The 19,852-nt window shown below is 53.6% G+C and carries 14 protein-coding genes; 10 read left to right on the forward strand and 4 right to left on the reverse strand.

Going from position 1 to position 19,852, the window contains the following annotated elements:
* Positions 1–71: 71 nt before the first annotated feature.
* On the reverse strand, positions 72–629 hold the full coding sequence (locus ACTZWV_RS13035; protein ID WP_444786961.1) for a TetR/AcrR family transcriptional regulator: 558 nt from the start codon (positions 627–629) through the stop codon (positions 72–74).
* Positions 630–919: 290 nt separating this feature from the next.
* Here ACTZWV_RS13035 and ACTZWV_RS13040 point away from each other — a divergent pair, with 290 nt between their 5' ends.
* Positions 920–1,732, forward strand: a complete 813-nt coding sequence (locus ACTZWV_RS13040; protein ID WP_444786962.1) for an oxidoreductase — start codon at positions 920–922, stop codon at positions 1,730–1,732.
* Positions 1,733–1,911: 179 nt separating this feature from the next.
* Positions 1,912–2,913: an NADP-dependent oxidoreductase gene (locus ACTZWV_RS13045; protein WP_444786963.1), complete on the forward strand. Its 1,002-nt coding sequence runs from the start codon at positions 1,912–1,914 to the stop codon at positions 2,911–2,913.
* 105 nt (positions 2,914–3,018) lie between these two features.
* Here the strand turns inward: ACTZWV_RS13045 and ACTZWV_RS13050 are convergent, their stop codons facing one another.
* Positions 3,019–4,221, reverse strand: a complete 1,203-nt coding sequence (locus ACTZWV_RS13050; RefSeq protein ID WP_444786964.1) for an anhydro-N-acetylmuramic acid kinase — start codon at positions 4,219–4,221, stop codon at positions 3,019–3,021.
* A 198-nt stretch (positions 4,222–4,419) separates the two neighbouring features.
* Between ACTZWV_RS13050 and ACTZWV_RS13055 the strand changes: the two genes are divergently transcribed.
* From ACTZWV_RS13055 to ACTZWV_RS13085, 7 genes are all read left to right on the forward strand, one after another.
* Positions 4,420–7,176 carry a TonB-dependent receptor domain-containing protein gene (locus tag ACTZWV_RS13055; protein ID WP_444786965.1) on the forward strand — a complete coding sequence of 919 codons (2,757 nt, stop codon included), beginning with the start codon at positions 4,420–4,422 and terminating at the stop codon, positions 7,174–7,176.
* 125 nt (positions 7,177–7,301) lie between these two features.
* Positions 7,302–8,162 carry a MurR/RpiR family transcriptional regulator gene (locus ACTZWV_RS13060; protein WP_444786966.1) on the forward strand — a complete coding sequence of 287 codons (861 nt, stop codon included), beginning with the start codon at positions 7,302–7,304 and terminating at the stop codon, positions 8,160–8,162.
* Between the two features lie 137 nt (positions 8,163–8,299).
* Positions 8,300–9,856 carry a cytochrome ubiquinol oxidase subunit I gene (locus ACTZWV_RS13065; RefSeq protein WP_444786967.1) on the forward strand — a complete coding sequence of 519 codons (1,557 nt, stop codon included), beginning with the start codon at positions 8,300–8,302 and terminating at the stop codon, positions 9,854–9,856.
* A 1-nt stretch (position 9,857) separates the two neighbouring features.
* Positions 9,858–10,994 carry a cytochrome d ubiquinol oxidase subunit II gene (gene cydB, locus ACTZWV_RS13070; RefSeq protein WP_444786968.1) on the forward strand — a complete coding sequence of 379 codons (1,137 nt, stop codon included), beginning with the start codon at positions 9,858–9,860 and terminating at the stop codon, positions 10,992–10,994.
* A gap of 27 nt (positions 10,995–11,021) precedes the next feature.
* Positions 11,022–11,135 carry a cytochrome bd-I oxidase subunit CydX gene (gene cydX, locus ACTZWV_RS13075; protein ID WP_444786969.1) on the forward strand — a complete coding sequence of 38 codons (114 nt, stop codon included), beginning with the start codon at positions 11,022–11,024 and terminating at the stop codon, positions 11,133–11,135.
* Positions 11,113–12,843 (forward strand): thiol reductant ABC exporter subunit CydD, encoded by a 1,731-nt coding sequence (gene cydD / locus ACTZWV_RS13080; protein ID WP_444786970.1) that lies wholly within the window; start codon positions 11,113–11,115, stop codon positions 12,841–12,843. The genes cydX and cydD overlap by 23 nt, the downstream gene beginning before the upstream one ends.
* A complete protein-coding gene (locus ACTZWV_RS13085; protein ID WP_444786971.1) occupies positions 12,830–14,461 on the forward strand; it encodes an amino acid ABC transporter ATP-binding/permease protein in 1,632 nt (543 codons plus the stop codon). Before cydD ends, ACTZWV_RS13085 begins: the two co-directional genes overlap by 14 nt.
* Before the next feature lie 163 nt (positions 14,462–14,624).
* On the opposite strand, the gene ACTZWV_RS13090 is transcribed toward ACTZWV_RS13085, so the two are convergent.
* Entirely contained in the window at positions 14,625–15,899 is a 1,275-nt protein-coding gene (locus tag ACTZWV_RS13090; protein ID WP_444786972.1) for an ammonium transporter, read from the reverse strand.
* 12 nt (positions 15,900–15,911) lie between these two features.
* Positions 15,912–16,250, reverse strand: coding sequence for a P-II family nitrogen regulator (glnK, locus tag ACTZWV_RS13095; protein WP_008217600.1), 339 nt, complete (start codon positions 16,248–16,250; stop codon positions 15,912–15,914).
* 263 nt (positions 16,251–16,513) lie between these two features.
* Here glnK and ACTZWV_RS13100 point away from each other — a divergent pair, with 263 nt between their 5' ends.
* A complete protein-coding gene (locus ACTZWV_RS13100) occupies positions 16,514–19,852 on the forward strand; it encodes a two-component regulator propeller domain-containing protein (protein WP_444786973.1) in 3,339 nt (1,112 codons plus the stop codon).

Here is a 19,852-nt window from a genome sequence, read left to right on the forward strand (position 1 = left end):
TCCGTTAACACACAGAGCAGCGGCGGCAAATTAGCTTACACAGCTGCCGGACTAAGCGGCAAATACTTACCTTACCCAAGGAGCCGGCTGCGGCACACCTGCAGAATTTCATCTGCCAGCGCGGAATCGTCCGGACAGGCGCGTGACAACGCTATCGCCCCCACAACCTGAGCTAATGTCGCTATTCTGTCGGCTCGTGCTTCGCGCTGCGCACTTTCGCTCAAAGCAGCATCTTTATGCGCCATGGTTGCCAACTGATTTTCAATGCCGGTTAAAAATGCCGCTTTAAGTGACTCCGGCTGACGCGCGGTATCTGCGCACAGTGCAGCCATCGTGCAGCCGTCGCCCGGTGCATCACGGTGCTGCCTTGACAGATATAGCTGCACAAAGTCGGCGATATCAATGTCAGCGGTTTTCACTGCCGACTGAGCAAAACTGCAAGCCGCCGCTTCTGCCATCAAGTCGGCCTTGGACCCAAAGTGCTTATAGAAACCACCATGGGTAAAGCCAGCCGCTGCCATTAACTCGGCTACCCCCACGCCATCGTAACCGCGCTCGCGAAACAACACCGAGGCCGTCTCAACAATACGCTGACGGTTTTCCTGCACCTGTGCTTTTGTCACCTTCATCTTTGCGGCATCTCCTCACAAAATTATGGCCTCAGTATACTTTGATTATGGTCATAATCAAAGTATTTGACATTTTAGATTACAACCATCATCATTAAGGCCGTTCACCATCCATCAACCGGAAAACCTAAGACCACGCCGGGATGATTTAGATAAGGCGCGACAAGCCTTGCTTGCCGACATCAAGATGTCTGAAGCCGCTGAACGCTATAAAACCGCTTAATAAATAGAAATGTAACCGCCTCATACAGACGTTGAAAGGCTAAAAAACTTGTTCAAGGAGTTAAATAATGACCAACAAACTTATAGCGCTGGTTACCGGCGCCTCTTCAGGCATCGGCGAGGCCACGGCCATCAAACTTGCGGCAGCAGGCTACAGCGTCTATGGCACCAGCCGGCGCGGTGCTCAGGCAGGCCAGCATCCCTTTCCGATGCTGGCGCTTGATGTAACGAACGACTCATCCGTCGAAGCCGCTGTTGCTGAACTGCTGCGTCTGGAGGGGCATATTGATGTATTGGTAAACAATGCTGGTTTTGGTGTTGCTCCCGCCGCAGCGGAAGAAAGTTCAATCGAGCAGGCCAAAGCCATCTTCGATACAAACTTCCTCGGTATTGTGCGGATGACCCGCGCAATCGTGCCGCATATGCGCCGCCAGGGCAAAGGCCGGATTATCAATATCGGATCGATCCTTGGCGTAGTGCCCATGCCTTACTCGGCGCTTTATTCTGCCAGTAAACATGCTGTTGAAGGTTACTCGGAGGCGCTGGATCACGAACTGCGTACCTATGGGATTAGAGTTTCAGTGATCGAGCCAGCCTATACCAAGACCCAGTTCGAGGCGAACAACATCGAACCTGATGCAAAGCTCGACGAGTATCAGCAGGTTCGGACGCATGTTACCAAGGTCGTTAACCAGGCAATGTCGAACGCGGACAAACCTTCCGTGGTGGCTGAAGTCGTGTTGAAAGCAGTTCAGGCTCTGCACCCCAAGTTACGCTATACCGCAGGCAAAACAGCCGGCCAGCTGCAATTTTTACGCAGGTTCGCTCCGGCAGCTGTATTGGACAAGGGGCTACGTAAGAATCTGCAACTTGATACCTAAACGGAGAAAGAAAATGATATTCAAACACATCGCAATCTTTACGGCGCTTCTGTACCTCTCCCTAGCAGCCATCTTTATGTTTGCTCCCGATTTTATACTGTCAAGCTGGGGGGTTGATTTCTCATCCCCGGTCGGCTCGGTTGCCCGGCTTGTAGCAGCACTGTGTCGGGGGTAGAAAGATGAAAGCACTTGTCTTAAAACGTTATGGTAAATCCGATCAGCTCGCTTTTGCCGACATTCCAAAACCGACCATCAAGCCAAACGAAATGCTTGTTCAGATCTATGCTGCCGGTCTTAACCCCGTCGACAACAAGATCCCAACAGGCAACTACAAACCAGTTCTGCATTTCCAGCTACCAGCCACGATGGGCAGTGACTTGGCTGGCCTGGTAACTGAAGTAGGCAGCCAGGTGACGCGCTTCAAGCCGGGCGATGCCGTCTTCGCCAGCATCTTCGATCTTGGCACTGGATCACTCGCCGAATTCGCGGTGGTACCTGAAAGCGCAGCGGCGCTGAAACCTATCAATCTGGACTTTGTGCAGGCCGCCTCAATCCCGATGGTTGGCCTCACTTCATGGCAAGCACTGAAGGAACGAGCCAATATTCAGCCGGGTCAGAAGGTGTTTATCCCCGCAGGATCCGGTGGTATCGGCACCTTTGCCATCCAACTGGCCAAGCACTTTGGCGCCAAGGTGGGCACCACCACCAGTACCAGCAACCTTGCCTTAGTACGTAGCCTTGGTGCAGACGAAGTGGTTGACTATAAAAAACAAGAATTTGAAACAGTGCTGCATGATTACGATATGGTACTTGGCACCATTGAGGGAGATACAATCGAAAAATCTATCGACATCCTCAAGCCCGGAAGCAGGATTGTCTCTTTAGTCGGCCCCCTGGATGCCGCCTTCGCCCGGGTCAAGCGGCTGAACTTGGTGTTTAAGTTGGTATTCGGCTTGATGAGCCGCAAAATCAAGCGTCTGGCAAAAAAGCGGGATATCAGCTACTCATTTCTGTTCGTACGTCCTGACGGTGCTCAACTCAGCGAAATCGGCAAACTGCTCGAAGCTGAACAGATTAAACCCGTGATCGATAAGGTGTTTGCGTTTGAGCAAGCAAAAGACGCGCTGGCATATCTTGCTCAAGGGCGCGCCAAAGGCAAAGTGGTGATTAAAATAGTATGAATTTAATACTGTTTGTTCCCGGTTATTGCAGGGCAATATCCGGGGCAAAGTTATTGTTAAAATCTGACGTGCTGCGGTTATAAAGCCCGCTACATAACGCAGGCATTAATCAGCAAAACTGACCTTGCCCATAGTTACGCCCGGTATGCCCTCACGGGCATTGCTGAATTTTTGCTTACCGCCGACTAAACATTCATTCGCCAGTACGGCAAATAATACCGCTTCTTTGGCGTCAGGGTTGATGCCTAAATCTGCAGTGGTTTTAATGCTGACACCCGGCAGGGCCGCCTGAACCTGGCTCATTAACAGCGGATTGTGAATACCGCCGCCGCTGGCGTAAATAACAAACTTATCCAGCTTTGCTGTAGTTTGCTTAATGGCGCTGATGATCATGTCGGCGCTAAAGCAGTTTAATGTGGCCATAATATCAGCATGGCTTAACAGCTCTGTGCCGCTGACCTGTTGTGCGCGGGCCAGATAAGCCAGATTAAACACTTCCGGCCCGGTGGTTTTCGGAAAACCCAGCGCAAAAAACGGCTGTTGTTTTAATGCTTCGAGTAAAGACTCACTCACCTTACCGGCTTTAGCCAAGGCTGAGTCTGCATCAAAATACTTACCCGGGTAATGCTGCTGAATAAACGCATCCATCATGGTATTGCCAGGGCCAATATCGCTGCTAAACACAGCTTCGGCGTCCAGCGTTTGCGGCAACCAGGTGAAGTTAGCTATACCGCCGATATTCAGCATAATGCGGTTTTCTGCACTGCTGCTAAACAATAAATAGTCGCCGTATACCGCTAACGGGGCGCCCTCGCCGCCGGCGGCAATGTGCTTTTGCCGGAAATCACTCAGCGTAATAATACCGCTGGCCATCGCCAGATGATCGCCATCGCCGATTTGCAGCGTGGCATTGCCGTAATCAGGCAAATTATGCTGGCGCTTGGGGCAGTGAAATATAGTCTGGCCGTGGCTGGCAATAATATCGACATCAGCTGCGCTTAACTGCCACTGCGCCAGGCATTGGTTGATCATGCGGCCGTGCTCGAGGCCTATCCACGGGTTTAACAACGTAACCGCCTGCAGGTCTACCTCACGTTTGGAAAACACCGCCTTTACCCGCTGTTTGTAGCTGCTGTCGTAGTCTACCGTGGTGAATTGCAGCAGCTTAATGCCGGTATTAAGGCCATCGCCGCTAAGTTCACACAGTGCCACATCGAGGCCATCGAGCGAGGTGCCGCTCATCAGGCCTATTACCTTACGGCTGGGTTTAGCGGCAATAGCATACAACTGCTGAATATGACTGTGCATGGGCGTTTCCTGTGATGGTTAAAGCTGACAAGCAAACTGTAGCATGAATAATTTATCCGACAATAGCCGCAAAGTAACTAAATAAAATTGCACAAAGCGGTACATTGGGTTATATATTCAGTGAAACGCAAAATTAAACGTATAAAAAATTCATAAACCCTAACCGACATTTTGCCCAGCAACAGGGAGTATACCCGGATGACATCTTACCTCAGCAAAAAAACTCACAGCCAGAACCTGCGCCGTGCCTCTAAACTGGCATTGGCGATCAATCTGGCGTTATTCAGCCAACTTAGCATGGCACAGCAGGCAGACAGCACTGCCGGCGCAGAAAAGACCGAAGTAATCACCATTACCGGCTCGCGTATTGCCCGCACTGAACTGGTGTCTTCCAGCCCGGTGGCGTCGGTAGATGAGGTACAAATTCAGCTCGACCGCGCGGTAAACGTGGAAGACATTACCGCCAAATTACCGCAAGCCGCTGGTGGTGCCAATGCTACCGGCGCCACTGTGGGTGACTCTTTAGGCTCATCTACTATTGACCTGCGCAGCCTGGGCCAAAACCGTACCCTGGTGCTGATTAACGGCACACGCGCGGTACCGTTCAGCTTTCGTAACTCGGTAGATGTAAACATTATTCCGGCCGGTTTAATCAAGCGGGTTGACGTACTAACCGGCGGCGCAGCAGCAGTATACGGTGCTGATGCTGTAGCCGGCGTGGTGAACTTTATTATGGACGACCAGTTTGATGGTGTTGAACTGTCGGCCAGCTATGAAACCGCTGACGGCGGTGGTGAAAAACTCAATACCGAAGCTGTATTTGGCGGTGATATTGCCAACGGCCGTGGCCATATTACCGGCTATATTGGTTACTCTGAACGCAAAGCCCTGCTGGCAGGCGAGCGCAGCTGGGCCATGCAAAACAGCGGCAGCATGATTAACAGCGGCGGTTTTTATACCGACGTTGCCACGGGTAACAGCTTTGGTATCGATGATAACGGCGGCGTCACCGGCGAACGCAATACGGTAAATGTTACCGGTCAGCGCTACCTGACCCAACCGATGGACCGTTTATCAGCCGGGTTGTTCTTCGGCGCTGAACTGAACGATTATGTCGAGCTGTATGGCCGCGGCATGTACGCCAAAATAACCGTCACCGGCGCCGGTGCCAGCGGCCAAACGCCTGTTTCAGTCAATGAGCAGGTAACCTTAACCGCAGACAACCCGTTTATTCCTGCTGCGGCGCGTGATTTAATCAGCTTTGATGCCGACGGCAATGCCGTGGTAAATGTAGAGCGTAACCTCGGCCTGGGCCTGCAAACCACCGAAGCGGTGCGTGAGTCCAGCCAGTTCCAACTGGGGTTAAAAGGTGTGCTTACCGACAGCTTAAGCTACGACATTTACGCCCAGTATGGCCGTACCGACGAAACCTCCAGCATTAACAACAATGCCTATAAAAACAACAACAGCGGTGCCAGCCGTTTTGCGGCGCTGGCCAATACAGTAGATATTTTTGACCCGCTGCTGGATTTAAGCTCATTCAGCTCGCCTTTGCTGTACTCCAACCGCGAGCGCACGCAAAGTGTAATGGCCGCTACGCTGTCGGGTGATTCTGCGCCGCTGTTTGAATTACCGGCCGGCACCGTTAGTTATGCATTGGGTTATGAATACCGCAAAGAAACCGGTAAACAGCTGCCGGGCGACGCGTTCCGTAACGGCACCAGTTTTGCGGCAGTAAGTGTGTTTGATATGGACGCCGGCTTTGACAGTAAAGAAGTGTATGCCGAAGTACTGGTACCGCTGCTGTTTGATAAACCGTTTTTTGACCAGTTGGATTTTGAAGGCGCGTACCGCATTTCAGAATATTCCAATACCGATGCCGAAAACACCTGGAAACTGGGCCTGAACTGGGCGATCAACAGTGATGTGCGGCTCCGCGCCAGCCGCCAAACCGCCTTTCGCGCGCCTAATTTAGGTGAGTTTGCCAGCCCGATCACAGCCTTGTCGCTGGCGTTATTTGACCAAACCAGCGAACAGTTTGTGCCGCGCTTTGCCGGCCGCTTTGACGGCGACCCGTGCTTATTGGGCACCGGCAATGCGGAGCAGTGCGCCCGCTACGGTGCAGCGCCGGCCGGCACGCCATTTGATGCCGCTACCGCCAGCTACACCTTTGGCGGTAACCCGGACATTAAGCCGGAGCAGGCCGAATCCTCTACCCTGGGCGTGGTGTACACCCCGTCTTACCTCAGTGGTTTTGATGTTACGCTGGATTATTACACGATAAAAATTACCGATGCGGTAAGCCAAATTCAACCGGCAGCAGCACTGAAGAACTGTTATATCGACAACCCGGTAGCCGGCAACCCTTTGTGTGATGCAGTGCTGCGTGACCCGCAAACCGGCCTGATCAGCACCGCTATAGTAAATGACTTTAACCTGGCGGCTGTGCGCCAGGATGGTGTTGACCTGGCGGCTAACTATCGCTTTACCGCGCCGGAGGTAATGGGTGGCAGCATGAAGTTGGCGTATCAGGCCACTATTATTACCAAGCAAACACGGCAGAATAACGCCACTGTCGCTGCGATTGACTGTAAAGGCACCTTTGGCAGCGCTTGCTCCGGCGACTTTGCCAGCGTGCTGCAGGCTGACTACAAGCACCGCGTTACGCTGGACTGGAACCGCGACACTGTTGGCGTGCAGTTAGGCTGGCGCCGTATTGGTGAAGTAGAAAATGCGGCCGATCGCAGTATCAGTATCAGCGCACAAAACTACCTTGATCTGGCCGCATCCTGGCAAGCCAGCGATGAGCTGAGCCTGACCGCCGGTATCGACAACCTGCTGGATAAAGCGCCGCCACTGCCGTTATCCGGTGCCAACCACTTTAATACCGTAAGCGACTACCCGGTAACGGGCCGTACCTTAGGTGTTTCACTGCGTTACACACCCGCGTTCTAATCCCGGACCGGTGTTTCCCGGCCTGTATTGCAGGCCGGGCTTTTCAATTTGCTCCGGTCATAATAAGCTGCGGGTTAAAACCGTTTTATTACGCTGTGCTCTGTGCCGGCAAACAGGACTACCGGATGTCTGTACTTGATAAAATTGAAGCCCTGCGCGAGAAGTTTCCCCGCGCCGAACAACAACTGGCGGAATATATCCTCGCTAATCCGCAGCAAATCCGCGATATGCCATCGCAGCTACTGGCACAAATGGTCGGCATCAGCCAGGCCAGTGTGGTGCGTTTCAGCCAGAAGCTCGGCTATAAAGGTTACCCCGATTTTAAATTTGCCCTAAGCGACACCCTACACCTGCAAACCCCGGCTGACAGCACCGCTAAATTACACGGCGAAATTTCGCTGGACGACAATTTCAGTATCATGAGCCAAAAGCTGCTGGCCGGTAAAATTAATGTGCTGCAAAAAACCCATGCTGTTAACCCGCAAGCCAGTTATGAGCAAGCTACCGCACTGCTGCTGAATGCCAAACGCGTGCTGTTATGCGGTAAAGGCGGCTCAGCCCTGGTGGCAAAAGATTTTTCCTACAAACTGCAAAAACTGGGCATGGCCGCATTGGCCGAAACCGACACTCATGTGCAACTGGCCAATATTGCCAACTACACCGGCGAAGATGTGCTGGTGGTGTTAAGCGAGTCGGGCGAAACCGCCGACAGCGTAAAAATTACCGAGCAAGCCGCCATTAACGGCGTGCAGATTATCAGTATTACCGCCTATGGCAATAACAGCGTAACCAAACTGGCCGGGGTAAAACTTTATACCGTGGCTGATGAAAGCTCAGCGCGGTTATCATCGATATTAGCCCGTAATGCCCAGGAGCTGGTGATTGACACCCTGTTTATTCTGCTCACCCAAAGCTGCCCGCAAGGCCGCAAAAAGCTCGCCGCCTCTAACCTGGCGGTAGATACCTTTTTGGCGCGCAAACGCTGATAAATTCATATCTGCTAATATAAAACCACCAAAGCTTGATCCAGCGCATAAGCGCTGGCCGCCTGCGCTTGTATAGTGCTTTGGCTGTACTACTTTATAGGTACTGCCTCACATTAACCTGCGCGCGGAGTATGCAGATGGATATAGTAGACCTGTCACGGTTTCAGTTCGCCTTTACGGCAATGATCCACTTCCTGTTTGTTCCTCTTACCCTTGGCCTGGCCTTTTTGCTGGCAATTATGGAATCGGTCTATGTTATGACCGGTAAAACCATATACCGCGATATGACCAAATTCTGGGGTAAGTTGTTTGGTATTAACTTTGCACTCGGGGTAACGACCGGCATCGCAATGGAGTTCCAGTTTGGCACCAACTGGTCGTACTATTCGCATTATGTCGGCGATATTTTCGGTGCCCCCTTAGCCATTGAAGCCCTAATGGCGTTTTTCCTTGAATCTACCCTGTTTGGTTTGTTTTTCTTTGGTTGGGACCGCTTAAGCAAAGAAAAACACTTAGCGGTAACCTGGCTGATGGCACTGGCCACTAATCTGTCGGCACTGTGGATTTTGGTGGCGAACGGTTGGATGCAACACCCGGTGGGTTCGGTGTTTAATATTGATACCATGCGGATGGAGCTGACCAGCTTTAGTGAAGTAATTTTTAACCCGGTAGCCCAGGTGAAGTTTGTCCACACCGTATCGGCCGGCTATGTTACCGGGGCGGTTTTCGTGCTGGCCATTTCCAGCTGGTACCTGCTCAAAGGCCGGGATCTGGCCTTTGCCAGGCGCAGCTTTGCTATTGCCTCGGCCTTTGGCCTGGCCAGCGCTTTATCAGTTATTGTGCTGGGTGATGAATCCGGCTATGAGCTGGGTGATGTGCAAAAAGTAAAACTGGCGGCAGTAGAAGCCGAATGGCATACCCACCCCGCCCCTGCGGCATTTACCGCCTTTGGCATTCCGAATAAAGACACACAAACCACGGATTACGCGCTGAAAATTCCGGCCGCGCTGGGGCTGATTGCCACCCGCTCGCTGGACGAAGAAGTGGCCGGCATTAGCGAGCTGAAACAAAAACACTTAGCGCGCATTGTGCGTGGCCAGGAGGCCTATGTACTGCTGCTGCAATACCGTGGCGGCGATAAATCTGCTGCTACTGTGGCGCGCTTTAACGAAGTCAGCGCCGATTTAGGCTATGGCATGCTGTTAACGGCCTACACCGACGATGTTGCCAATGCTACCGCTGAGCATATAGCACAAGCGGTAGAAGACTCTATTCCCGAAGTCTGGCCGCTGTTCTGGAGCTTCCGCATTATGGTGGCCTGTGGTGTATCTATGCTGCTGTTGTTTGCACTGGCGTTTTGGCACAGCGCGCGGCGCACTGTGGATAAGCCCAAATGGTTACTTAAGTTCGCTCTGTTCAGCCTGCCGCTGCCCTGGCTGGCCAGTGAAGCCGGCTGGTTTGTTGCCGAGTACGGCCGCCAACCCTGGGCCATAGGCGAAATTTTACCGACCCATATGGCAGTGTCACAACTTAGTGTCAGCGATATCTGGTTCAGCCTGGGCTCGATAATGGTGCTGTACATCATCTTCGTGATTATCGAAATGTGGCTGATGACAAAGTACGCCAAACTGGGGCCGGCGAGCCTGCATACCGGCAAATACGATAGCGAAATTCCGGCCGCGAAGGAGGCATAATATGGACTACGAAGCACTGCGGTTTATCTGGTGGTTACTGATTGGCGTATTACTGATTGGCTTTGCGGTAACCGACGGTTTTGATATGGGCGTGGCGTCGTTGCTCAAGGTGATTGGCAATAATAATGATGAGCGCCGCGTAATGATTAACGCCATAGCACCGCACTGGGATGGTAATCAGGTGTGGTTGATTACCGCCGGCGGCGCTTTATTCGCTGCCTGGCCCACGGTGTATGCAGCCTCATTCAGCGGCTTTTATATAGCGTTAATGCTCACCTTGTTTGCACTGTTCTTACGGCCTATTGGCTTTGAATACCGTGCAAAAATAGACAATGAGCAATGGCGCAGCCGCTGGGATTGGGCGTTAACGGCCGGCTCTGCTGTACCGGCGCTTATTTTCGGCGTCGCCTTTGGCAACCTGCTGCAAGGCGTACCGTTTTATTTTGACGACATTTTACGCCTGCATTACACCGGCAGTTTTTGGGCGCTGTTAAACCCCTTTGCCTTGTTGGCCGGCGTATTAAGCCTGCTGATGTTTGTTAACCACGGTGCCACCTACCTGCAACTGAAAACCGAAGCTGAGCTAAAAGAGCGCAGCGAGAAATTGTCCGCTGTACTGGCACTGAGCTGTGCGGTTATTTTCCTGCTGGCCGGAGTTTGGCTGTATTTGGGTATAGATGGTTATGTGATCAACAGTGTAATAGACACCAACGGCGCGAATAACACCACCGGCAAAAGTGTGGCCATAGCGGCGGGCGCCTGGTTTAGCAACTATGGCAAATGGCCGCTGCTGTGGCTTATACCGGCACTGGGCGTGGCAGGCTTTTTGCTTTGCGCGCTGGCCAGTAAAACACAGCGCCATATCTGCGCTTTTATCAGTTCAGCGCTAGCGATGGCGATGGTTATTTTAACCGCCGGCATCAGTATGTTTCCGTTTGTGATGCCGTCCAGCACTATGCCGGCACACAGCCTGACCATGTGGGACGCCACAGCCAGTGAAACGACCCTGATGATCATGCTTGTGGTGGCCTGTATCTTTGTGCCGCTGATCCTGCTGTACACCGGCTGGAGCTATTTTGTTATGCGCGGGCGCTTAAATGAGCAGCATATCCGTGATAACAGCCATTCACTTTACTGATAATCAGTTGGAAAAAAGGAGCAGCATATGTGGTATTTTACCTGGATTTTAGGCGTGTTACTGGCTTGTTCGTTTGGCATTATTAATGCCATGTGGCTGGAGTTAAAAGGCTACGAAGGTGAGGAGAAACAAGCTGACTAGCGCGCCTGATACTGCAGGCCAGCTCAAGCAGCTGTTGCGGCCACAGCAGCGCCGCTTGCTTGGCGCCCTGGCACTGGCAGTTAGCGCCAGCTTGCTGTTTATCTGGCAGTGTTACCTGCTGTCAACGCTGTTTGCTACCTGGCTCAGCGGCAGTGAACAACAGCCCGGCACGCTGTTAAAAGCGGTCCTGCCCTGGCTGGCCCTGTGCCTGCTGGGGCGGCCGGTACTGCAATATTGCCGCGAGCAACTCAGCCTGCGCGCCAGCCAGCAGATCCGCAGCAACTTACGGCTGCAGTTGCTGACAAAGCTGGCTGCTGCCGGGCCGGGTAAAAGCCGCTACGGCAGTGACGGCAGTTTAAGCAGTAAACTGCTGGAGCAAGTCGATGCGCTGGACGGCTTTATCAGTCGCTACTATGTACAGCGTTATCTGGTATTGCTCAGCCCGGTGTTGCTGGTTGTCGCCACGGTTATTTACAGCCCGTTAGCGGCGGCTATCTTACTGATCACGGCTCCGCTGGTGCCGCTGTTTATGGTACTGCTGGGCAATGCCGCCACTGCGGCCAGCCAGCGCCAGTTGCAATTGCTTAGCCGCATGAGTGGCCGCTTTTTAGATCTGGTTCGCGGCATGGCTACGTTACAACAGCTACAGGCGACAGAGCGCGCCACCCAAGCTGTCGCCGATGCCGCTGAGCACTACCGTGACAGCAGCATGGGCGTACTGAAACTGGCGTTTTTATCCGGCGCTGTGCTGGAGTTTTTCTCTGCGCTGGCCATTGCTTTGCTGGCGCTGTATTTAGGCCTGGGGTTGCTGGGTATTCTGCCCTGGGCCAAAGGCGAGATACCGGTGCCCTACCAGGGCGCGCTGTTTATTTTACTGCTGGCGCCGGAATTTTACGCACCGCTGCGCCAGCTTGGCAGCGATTACCATGCCAAAGCGCAGGCCGAGGCTGCAATTACTGAGCTCAGCCCAATTTTGCACAGCCATGCCTGGCAACACCCGGGCACGCAGCAGCTGACGCTAAGCAGTGCGCCACAGATCACATTGCAACAGCTGCATATTTTAACGGCAGAGCAGCGCCTGCGGCTGGCACCGGTTAGCTTTAGCATACATAGTGGTGGCCGTATTGCCCTGCAGGGACCAAGCGGCTGTGGCAAATCCAGTTTGCTGCATGCGTTGCTGGGTTTTGTACCCTATCAGGGTGATATTCTGATTAACCAACATTCACTGCTGCAGCTTGGGCTTAACCACTGGCAACAGCAGCTGGGCTATATGGCGCAGCACAGCAGCATTGCCGCCGCCAGCATTGCCGATAACCTGCGGCTGGCCGCACCTGACGCCACTGAGCCACAGCTGATAACTGCGCTGCAACAGGTGGAGCTGTGGCCGTTGGTACAACAATTACCGTTGGGCCTAAATACCCTGCTGGGCGAGCGGGGCTTAGGTTTATCCGGCGGTCAGTTACAACGGCTGGCACTGGCGCAGCTGTTACTGCGTGACGCCAAAGTCTGGCTACTGGACGAACCCACCGCACATTTAGACGGCGCCACCGCCTACAGGCTGCATCAGCTGATTGGCACACTGAGCCAGGGTAAAACGCTGATTATCGTTAGCCACCAGCTCCACGGCCTGGACTGGCTGGATAATGTGATCCGGCTGCCCAACCCTGCAGTGGTAACAACCAACGGAGTGCAACATGCCAGCGCCTGAGCCCACTATACGTTTACGCCGTTTGCTGCACAGCCGGCGCAACGCCTGGCTGCTGGCGTTATTGCTCGGGTTGCTGACCTTACTGGCCGCAATCAGCTTGCTGGCGCTGTCCGGCTGGTTTATCAGTGCCGCGGCACTGGCTGGCCTGGCCGCTGTCGGCGCCTACGGCTTTGACTATTTCCGCCCCGCCGCCATTATTCGTCTGTGTGCCATTGGCCGTACCGCCGGGCGCTACGCCGAGCGTTTAACCTCGCACTATGCAGCCCTGGGTTTGTTGAAAGATTTAAGAGTACAGAGCTTTCGTACTCTGGCCGGCAGCCGGTACAGCGGGCGGCACTCTGCCGATACCCTGCAGCGGCTGGTGACAGATATTGATTTGCTCGATCAGTTACCGCTTAAAGTAGCTGCGCCCTGGCTGTGGGCCTGCAGCCTGACGGCGCTGCTATTGTTGTTCTGGTATCTGCTGGCACCGGCGCTGTTATTTGCTGCCGGCCCGCCGCTGCTTATGGCGCTACTGTTGCCGCTGGTTACGCTGCGCCGTGGCATTGCCCTGGCGGCACAAGATACCACTGCCGCCGCCAGCCGTCGCACCATGCTGCTGGAACCGCTGTCGATGCTGCCGGCATTACTGCTATGGCAACGCTGGCAGCATAAAACACAACAATTCAGTTCACAGGACCAGCTTTATCTGGCGCTGCAACTGCGCCAGCAGCAACTGGCCGGCCGCAGCGGCCTGGTACAACAAGGCCTGCTGGCACTCAGCCTGCTGGCACTGCTGTGGCAAGGCGGGCTATTGCTGGCACAACAAAACCTGAGCGTGCCGCTGCTACTCTCTGCGGTGCTGGCGTTGTGGGCGTTGCATGAAGTGTTACTGCCGCTGTGTCAGAGTTTTATTGCGCTGGGCCTGAGCATGGCCGCCCGTGACCGGCTGAACCAGCCGGCAGACACAGATACCACCAACGGCACAGACAAACCGCAGCCCACAGGGCCGTTGCAGTTAAACGTATGTCAGTTATCTGCGCGGCAACATAGCGCCCTGCATGGGCCGGATAATGTCAGCTTTAACTTGCACAGCGGTGAGGTGCTGTTAATCAGTGGCGCCTCCGGCAGCGGTAAAACCACCTTGCTGCAGGCCCTGGCCAATCAACTGGCTTTTAGCGGTGATATCAGCCTGAATGGCTTGCCTTACGCCGAATGGCAACTCAGTAATACTTTGGGGTATTTGCCACAACAGGCCGATATTTTTGATTTAACCCTGGCGCAAAACCTGCGTTTAGCCGCGCCAACCGCCAGCGATGCACTGCTGTGGCAGGTACTGCATGAGGTTGCACTGAAGGACTGGGTACAACAGCAGCCACAGCAACTGGATACCGTTATGGGCGAATACGGTGCAGCGGTGTCCGGCGGCCAGGCCAGACGCATTGCATTGGCACGCCTGCTGTTAACGCAGCGGCCGGTATTGCTGTTGGACGAACCCTTTGCCGGGCTGGACCCTGCCACCACACAGCAGGTGTTGCACGCCCTGCTGCAGCGTCAGCGCAGCGGCTTGTTGCTTATCGTCAGCCATCAGCAGCTTAATGTAGCCCACGCCAAACAGCTGCAACTAAGTGCAAAGTAAAAAACCCCGTACCAAACGGCACGGGGTTGTCAGATAAAAGACAAAGGACAAGGATAGACGTAGTTTGGTGGGAACGTTCAGCTCGCGGGAGAAGTAGCAGATCCTGCTGCTACCCCCCCGCTCACTCGCTCCCGGGAAGTTCCACCAACTCTTCCCGGGCTGCTTACTTTACCGACGCGACGAATTCAGGGTAGGCTTCTATACCACACTCTGACGCATCAACGCCTTCATACTCTGCTTCTTCGCTAACACGGATACCCATTGCCAGTTTCAGCACATACCAGACGATAAGGCTGCAGCCGAATACCCAAACAAAAATGGTTGCCGCTCCCACCAGTTGGCCAATAAAGCTGGTGCCTTCTTTGGTCAGTGGTACCAGTAACAGGCCTAACAACCCTACTACACCGTGTACAGAAATCGCCCCTACCGGGTCGTCGATTTTCAGCTTATCCAGGCCGATAATAGACGCGACCACTAACACACCGCCGATGGCACCGAATATGGTCGCCTGCAGCGCAGTGGGCGTAGAGGGCTCGGCAGTAATCGCCACTAAACCCGCCAGCGCACCGTTTAATGCCATGGTTAAATCCGCTTTACGGAACAACACCACCGACAGCGCCAACGCTGCTATTGCGCCGGCTGCAGCAGCGGCATTGGTGTTCAAAAACACTACGGCTACAGCGTTGGCATTGCTGATATCGCCCAGCTTTAATACCGAGCCACCGTTAAAACCAAACCAACCCATCCACAGTACTAAGGTACCTAAGGTTGCCAATGGCATATTGGCACCCGGGATGGCGTTCACTTTACCTTCTTTACTGTATTTACCTTTACGCGCCCCCAGCAGCAGCACCCCGGCAAGCGCCGCAGCAGCACCGGCCATATGCACTATGCCTGAGCCGGCGAAGTCAGAGAAACCAAAGTCATCGCCCAGTGAATACAAGCCAAATACCGCATTGCCGCCCCAAGTCCATGAACCTTCCATTGGGTAGATAAAGCCGGTCATGACTACGGCAAACGCAAGGAAAGCCCACAATTTCATCCGCTCTGCTACTGCACCGGAAACAATTGACATGGCGGTGGCGACAAACACCACCTGGAAGAAAAAGTCAGACGCGGTTGAATACACGGCAGCACCGGTGAAGCCGTCTTCACGTTCGGCAAAGCTGGTTAGCGTAGCGTCAACATCAACACCGCCAATGCCGCTTAAGAAGAACTCGCCGCCGTACATAAAGGCGTAACCGCATATCAGGTACATAATGCAGGCGATAGAATACAGGGCCACGTTTTTCGTTAAAATTTCAGTGGTGTTTTTTGCCCGCACCAAGCCTGCTTCTAACATTGAAAAGCCGGCCGCCATCCACATTACCAATACTCCGCACATCAGGAAGTAAAAGGTGTCCATCGCATATTGTAAGTGATAAATTTGCTCTTGCATGATAACAGCTCCTTATATGGCTTCAGCGTCAGATTCGCCGGTGCGGATCCGCACAGCTTGTTCCAGGTCGTAAACGAAAATTTTACCGTCGCCAATACGGCCGGTATGGGCAGCTTTCTGAATAGCTTCAATTAAGCGGTCTACCTGATCGTCCAGCGTGGCAATTTCCAGTTTTACCTTTGGCAGAAAATCAACCTGATACTCAGCACCACGATATAACTCGGTGTGTCCTTTCTGACGGCCGAAACCTTTTACTTCTGTTACCGTTAAACCTTCTACCCCAATGTCAGCAATGGCTTCGCGTACATCGTCCAGTTTAAACGGCTTGATGATGGCACATACAAGCTTCATAGCGTTTTCCTTTTACTTTTCTTGTGCGATTGCACAATAGACAAGAAAACCTTGTGCCACTTTTTCTTTTATATTTAATATCAATAAGATAAAAACATAAGCACAACTATCCGCTCAAAAAATGCACCACCATGGTGCAGTTAATCCCTTTGGCTGTGCAGCAAAAAATGCGGCAACTGCCGTATTGCACTGCAAGTAATTACTACTATGCTTAAGGCATTAACTACAGATACTTAACCGTGTCAGTACCCAAGGCTTTTGCTATGTACCGGGTTTTCACCAGGCAGCGCCCGTTATCATTGTTGCGGTTGGCTATCCTCACTCTGGCGCTGTCATTTCCGTTGTATCCGTCGGCTTACCCTGTATCACCATCGACATCACGTTTTGCGCGACTGGATATTCAGCACGGCTTGTCACAAACCACTGTCACCGCCCTGGCGCAGGATAACGCCGGTAATATCTGGATCGGCACACAAAATGGCCTGAACCGTTATGATGGCTTCGCGGTAACCGTGTTCCGCCCCGATCCAACGCTGAGACATGCTATCAGCGATAACTTTGTTACCGCACTGCAGGTGGATCAGCAAGGCGTGCTTTGGGTTGGCACCCTGAACGGCCTGAACAGGTTTGACCCCAAACAGGGCCGGTTTGAAAGTATCCGCCTGGCCGGTGCCGGGGCAGAACAGGTGGTGTTATCTTTGCATTTGGATACACAGCAACGGCTTTGGGTTGGCACTAATCAGGGCCTGGCGCTGTGGCATGCGCCTTCGCAAAGCCTGCAGCGGCAAAGGCATAACAGCACAGAGCCGGAAAACAGCAATATCATCGCCATATCTGCCGACAATGAAGGCCGGTTATGGCTTGGCACACCGCGTGGTTTAGCCCGTTTTACGCCGCACAGTAATCAACTTAACACCGTGCCGGACTTTCCTTTCCCGCATGCCTCGGTGATGGCATTACACCATGACAAAACCGGCCGGCTCTGGGTCGGGCTCGAACATGAAGGCTTGCTGTTGCTCGACCCCGTTAGTAACCACTGGACGCAGATTGCCGTTAACAGCAACGAAATTCGCAGTATTACCATGACAACCGACGGCGATGTCTGGGTTGGCAGCCAGCACGACCTGAGCCGGTTAAGGCTGGTTGACGGCCGCTGGCAACAGCAAACTAACTACTCTCATCAGCGCCATAATCCGGCCAGCCTTGGCAGCGGTAAAGTGGTGTCATTACTGGAAGATCGCGACGGCAGCATCTGGGTTGGCACCTGGAATGGCGGCGTATCGCGGCTTAACCGTGCCAATAACCTGTTTGCCAGTATTACGCCGGACTTGCCGTTAATGGCCGCCGTACGTAACCCCGCCACCATTAGTCTGGTTACCGATAAAGACCGGCTCTGGGCCGGCACCGCAGACGGCCTGTTTCAGCTTAATTTAGCCGATAGCAGCTTTACGCCGGTTGCGGATGACACACTGCGCTATACCTTTTACAGCGCCTGGCCCCGCCGGCAGCACCTTTGGTTTGGCCATGCGCGGGGCATCAGCACACTTAACAAGCAAAGCGGACAGTATCAGGATCTGCTGCTGCCGCCTTCTGTCAGTGCCGGCCCGGTACGGCGGATCTGGGCCAATGCCGGGCAGCTGTGGCTGGCGATAGAGCAGTTTGGTATTGTCATTTTGGACCACAGTGCCAAGCACCTGCTTGCACAATACCCGCTCAGCCGTGCTGTGACCTTTATCCAGCCGTTGGGGCAGCGTTATGTGTTGGTAGGCTCGTATAGTGGCTTATCCTGGTTTGATGCCCGAAGCGGCCGGCTGCTGTTTGAACACAAACTGGCTGCCGGTGGCGATAACAATGCCGCTACCCTGCCGTCGGCACCGATGGCGTACCTGGCCGGCGCGGACGGTCGCCATTGGTTGGCCAGCAATGGCAGTGGTTTATTAGAGCTGTTGGTGCACGACAGCGACATAACGCCGGCTAAAGTCAGTTTTAAGCAGTACGCTGAGCCACAAGGCCTGGCCAGTGGCCAGTTAAAAGCCGCGGCACTGGATAGCAACGGCAATATCTGGCTGAGCACGGCCTTTGGTATCTCGGTTTTTAATCCGGCTACCGCGCACTTTCGCAACTTTGGTTATCGCCACGGCACACTGCGCCGTGACTATATTAACGCCTCTGTTGCCAGCTTTGCCGACGGCACTATTGCCTTTGGCGGTATCGACGGCTTTACGCTGTTTCAACCAGAGCAGGTATTAGCTTATAACGCCAAACCAATTGCCGCACCGGCCATAGTGGCACTGGATATTAACGACGCCGGCGCACAACACAGCAGCCGCGAGGCGATACTGGCAGACATGCTGTATAAGCAGCATAAACTGACGATTCCTGCCACCGGCTCGCGCAGTTTCAGCGTCGGTTATTCTACCCGCGAATTTATTGAAACCGATCAGGTACAGTTTCAATACCGGCTGGATCCGGTATCCGACGATTGGCTCAGTCAGGATAGCGCGAACCGCAGCGCCAGCTTTGAGCGCTTGCCACCGGGACGATATCAGTTAAGGTTGCGCGCCGGCTTAGCACAAACGGGTTGGAGCGACGAAACCCGGCTTGACGTTGAAGTCCTGCCACTGTGGTGGGAAACCTGGTGGGCGCGGGTTTTGCTGCTTAGCCTGCTGCTGTCAGTGCTGCTGAGCTTACATTTTTTGCGTTTAATCCGGCTGAAAAAGCAGCAGGAAGAACTGGCCTGGCTGGTGCGGGCACGTACCGAAGCGCTGAGCGACAGAACCATAGCCCTGGAGGAGTCGAAGAACAAAGCCGAGCAAACGCTGCAACAGCTGGAATCGACGATGAAAGAGTTGGTACGCACGGAAAAAATGGCTGCGCTGGGGCAACTGGTGGCAGGTGTGGCACATGAGGTAAACACCCCGCTGGGTGTGGCATTAACTGCCAACAGCGTGGTGACGGAAGAAAGTGTACTACTACAGAAAAAACTGGCCAGCGGCAATATCCGCCGCCAGGAGCTGGAGGATTATTTGTATAAACTGATCCAGGCCGGGCGTTTGCTGGATCATAACCTGCAACGCGCAGCGCAATTGGTGGCAAACTTTAAACAAGTGTCAGTCGATCGCACCGCCGACAACCAGCGCCGGTTTAATCTGGCACTGTACTTAGACGAGCTGCTGGAGAGCTTAAGTTTAATGTGGCGCAGCCGGCATATCCGCTTACGGGTTAACTGCCCCGACGACATCGAAATGGATAGCTACCCGGGCACTATCGGCCAGATCATTACCAATCTGACGCAAAATGCTATAGTGCACGGCTTTAAAGACTGCGCCAGCGGCGAGATTATTCTCAGTTGCACCAATAAAGAGCAGTGGGTGGAAATTATCTTTGCTGATAACGGCGCTGGTATCAGCAGCGATAACCTGGAGCGGATTTTCGATCCGTTTTTTACCACCAACCGCCACCTGGGTGGTACGGGGCTGGGCCTGCATATTGTGTTTAATCTGATCACGCAAAAGCTGGGTGGCAGCATTACAGTGGACAGTACACAAGGCGCCGGCACCCGCTTTACATTGCTGTTACCCCGCCAGCTAAAACAGCCTTAA

This window comes from Rheinheimera sp. NSM, assembly GCF_052380015.1.
Taxonomy (GTDB): Bacteria; Pseudomonadota; Gammaproteobacteria; order Enterobacterales; family Alteromonadaceae; genus Alishewanella.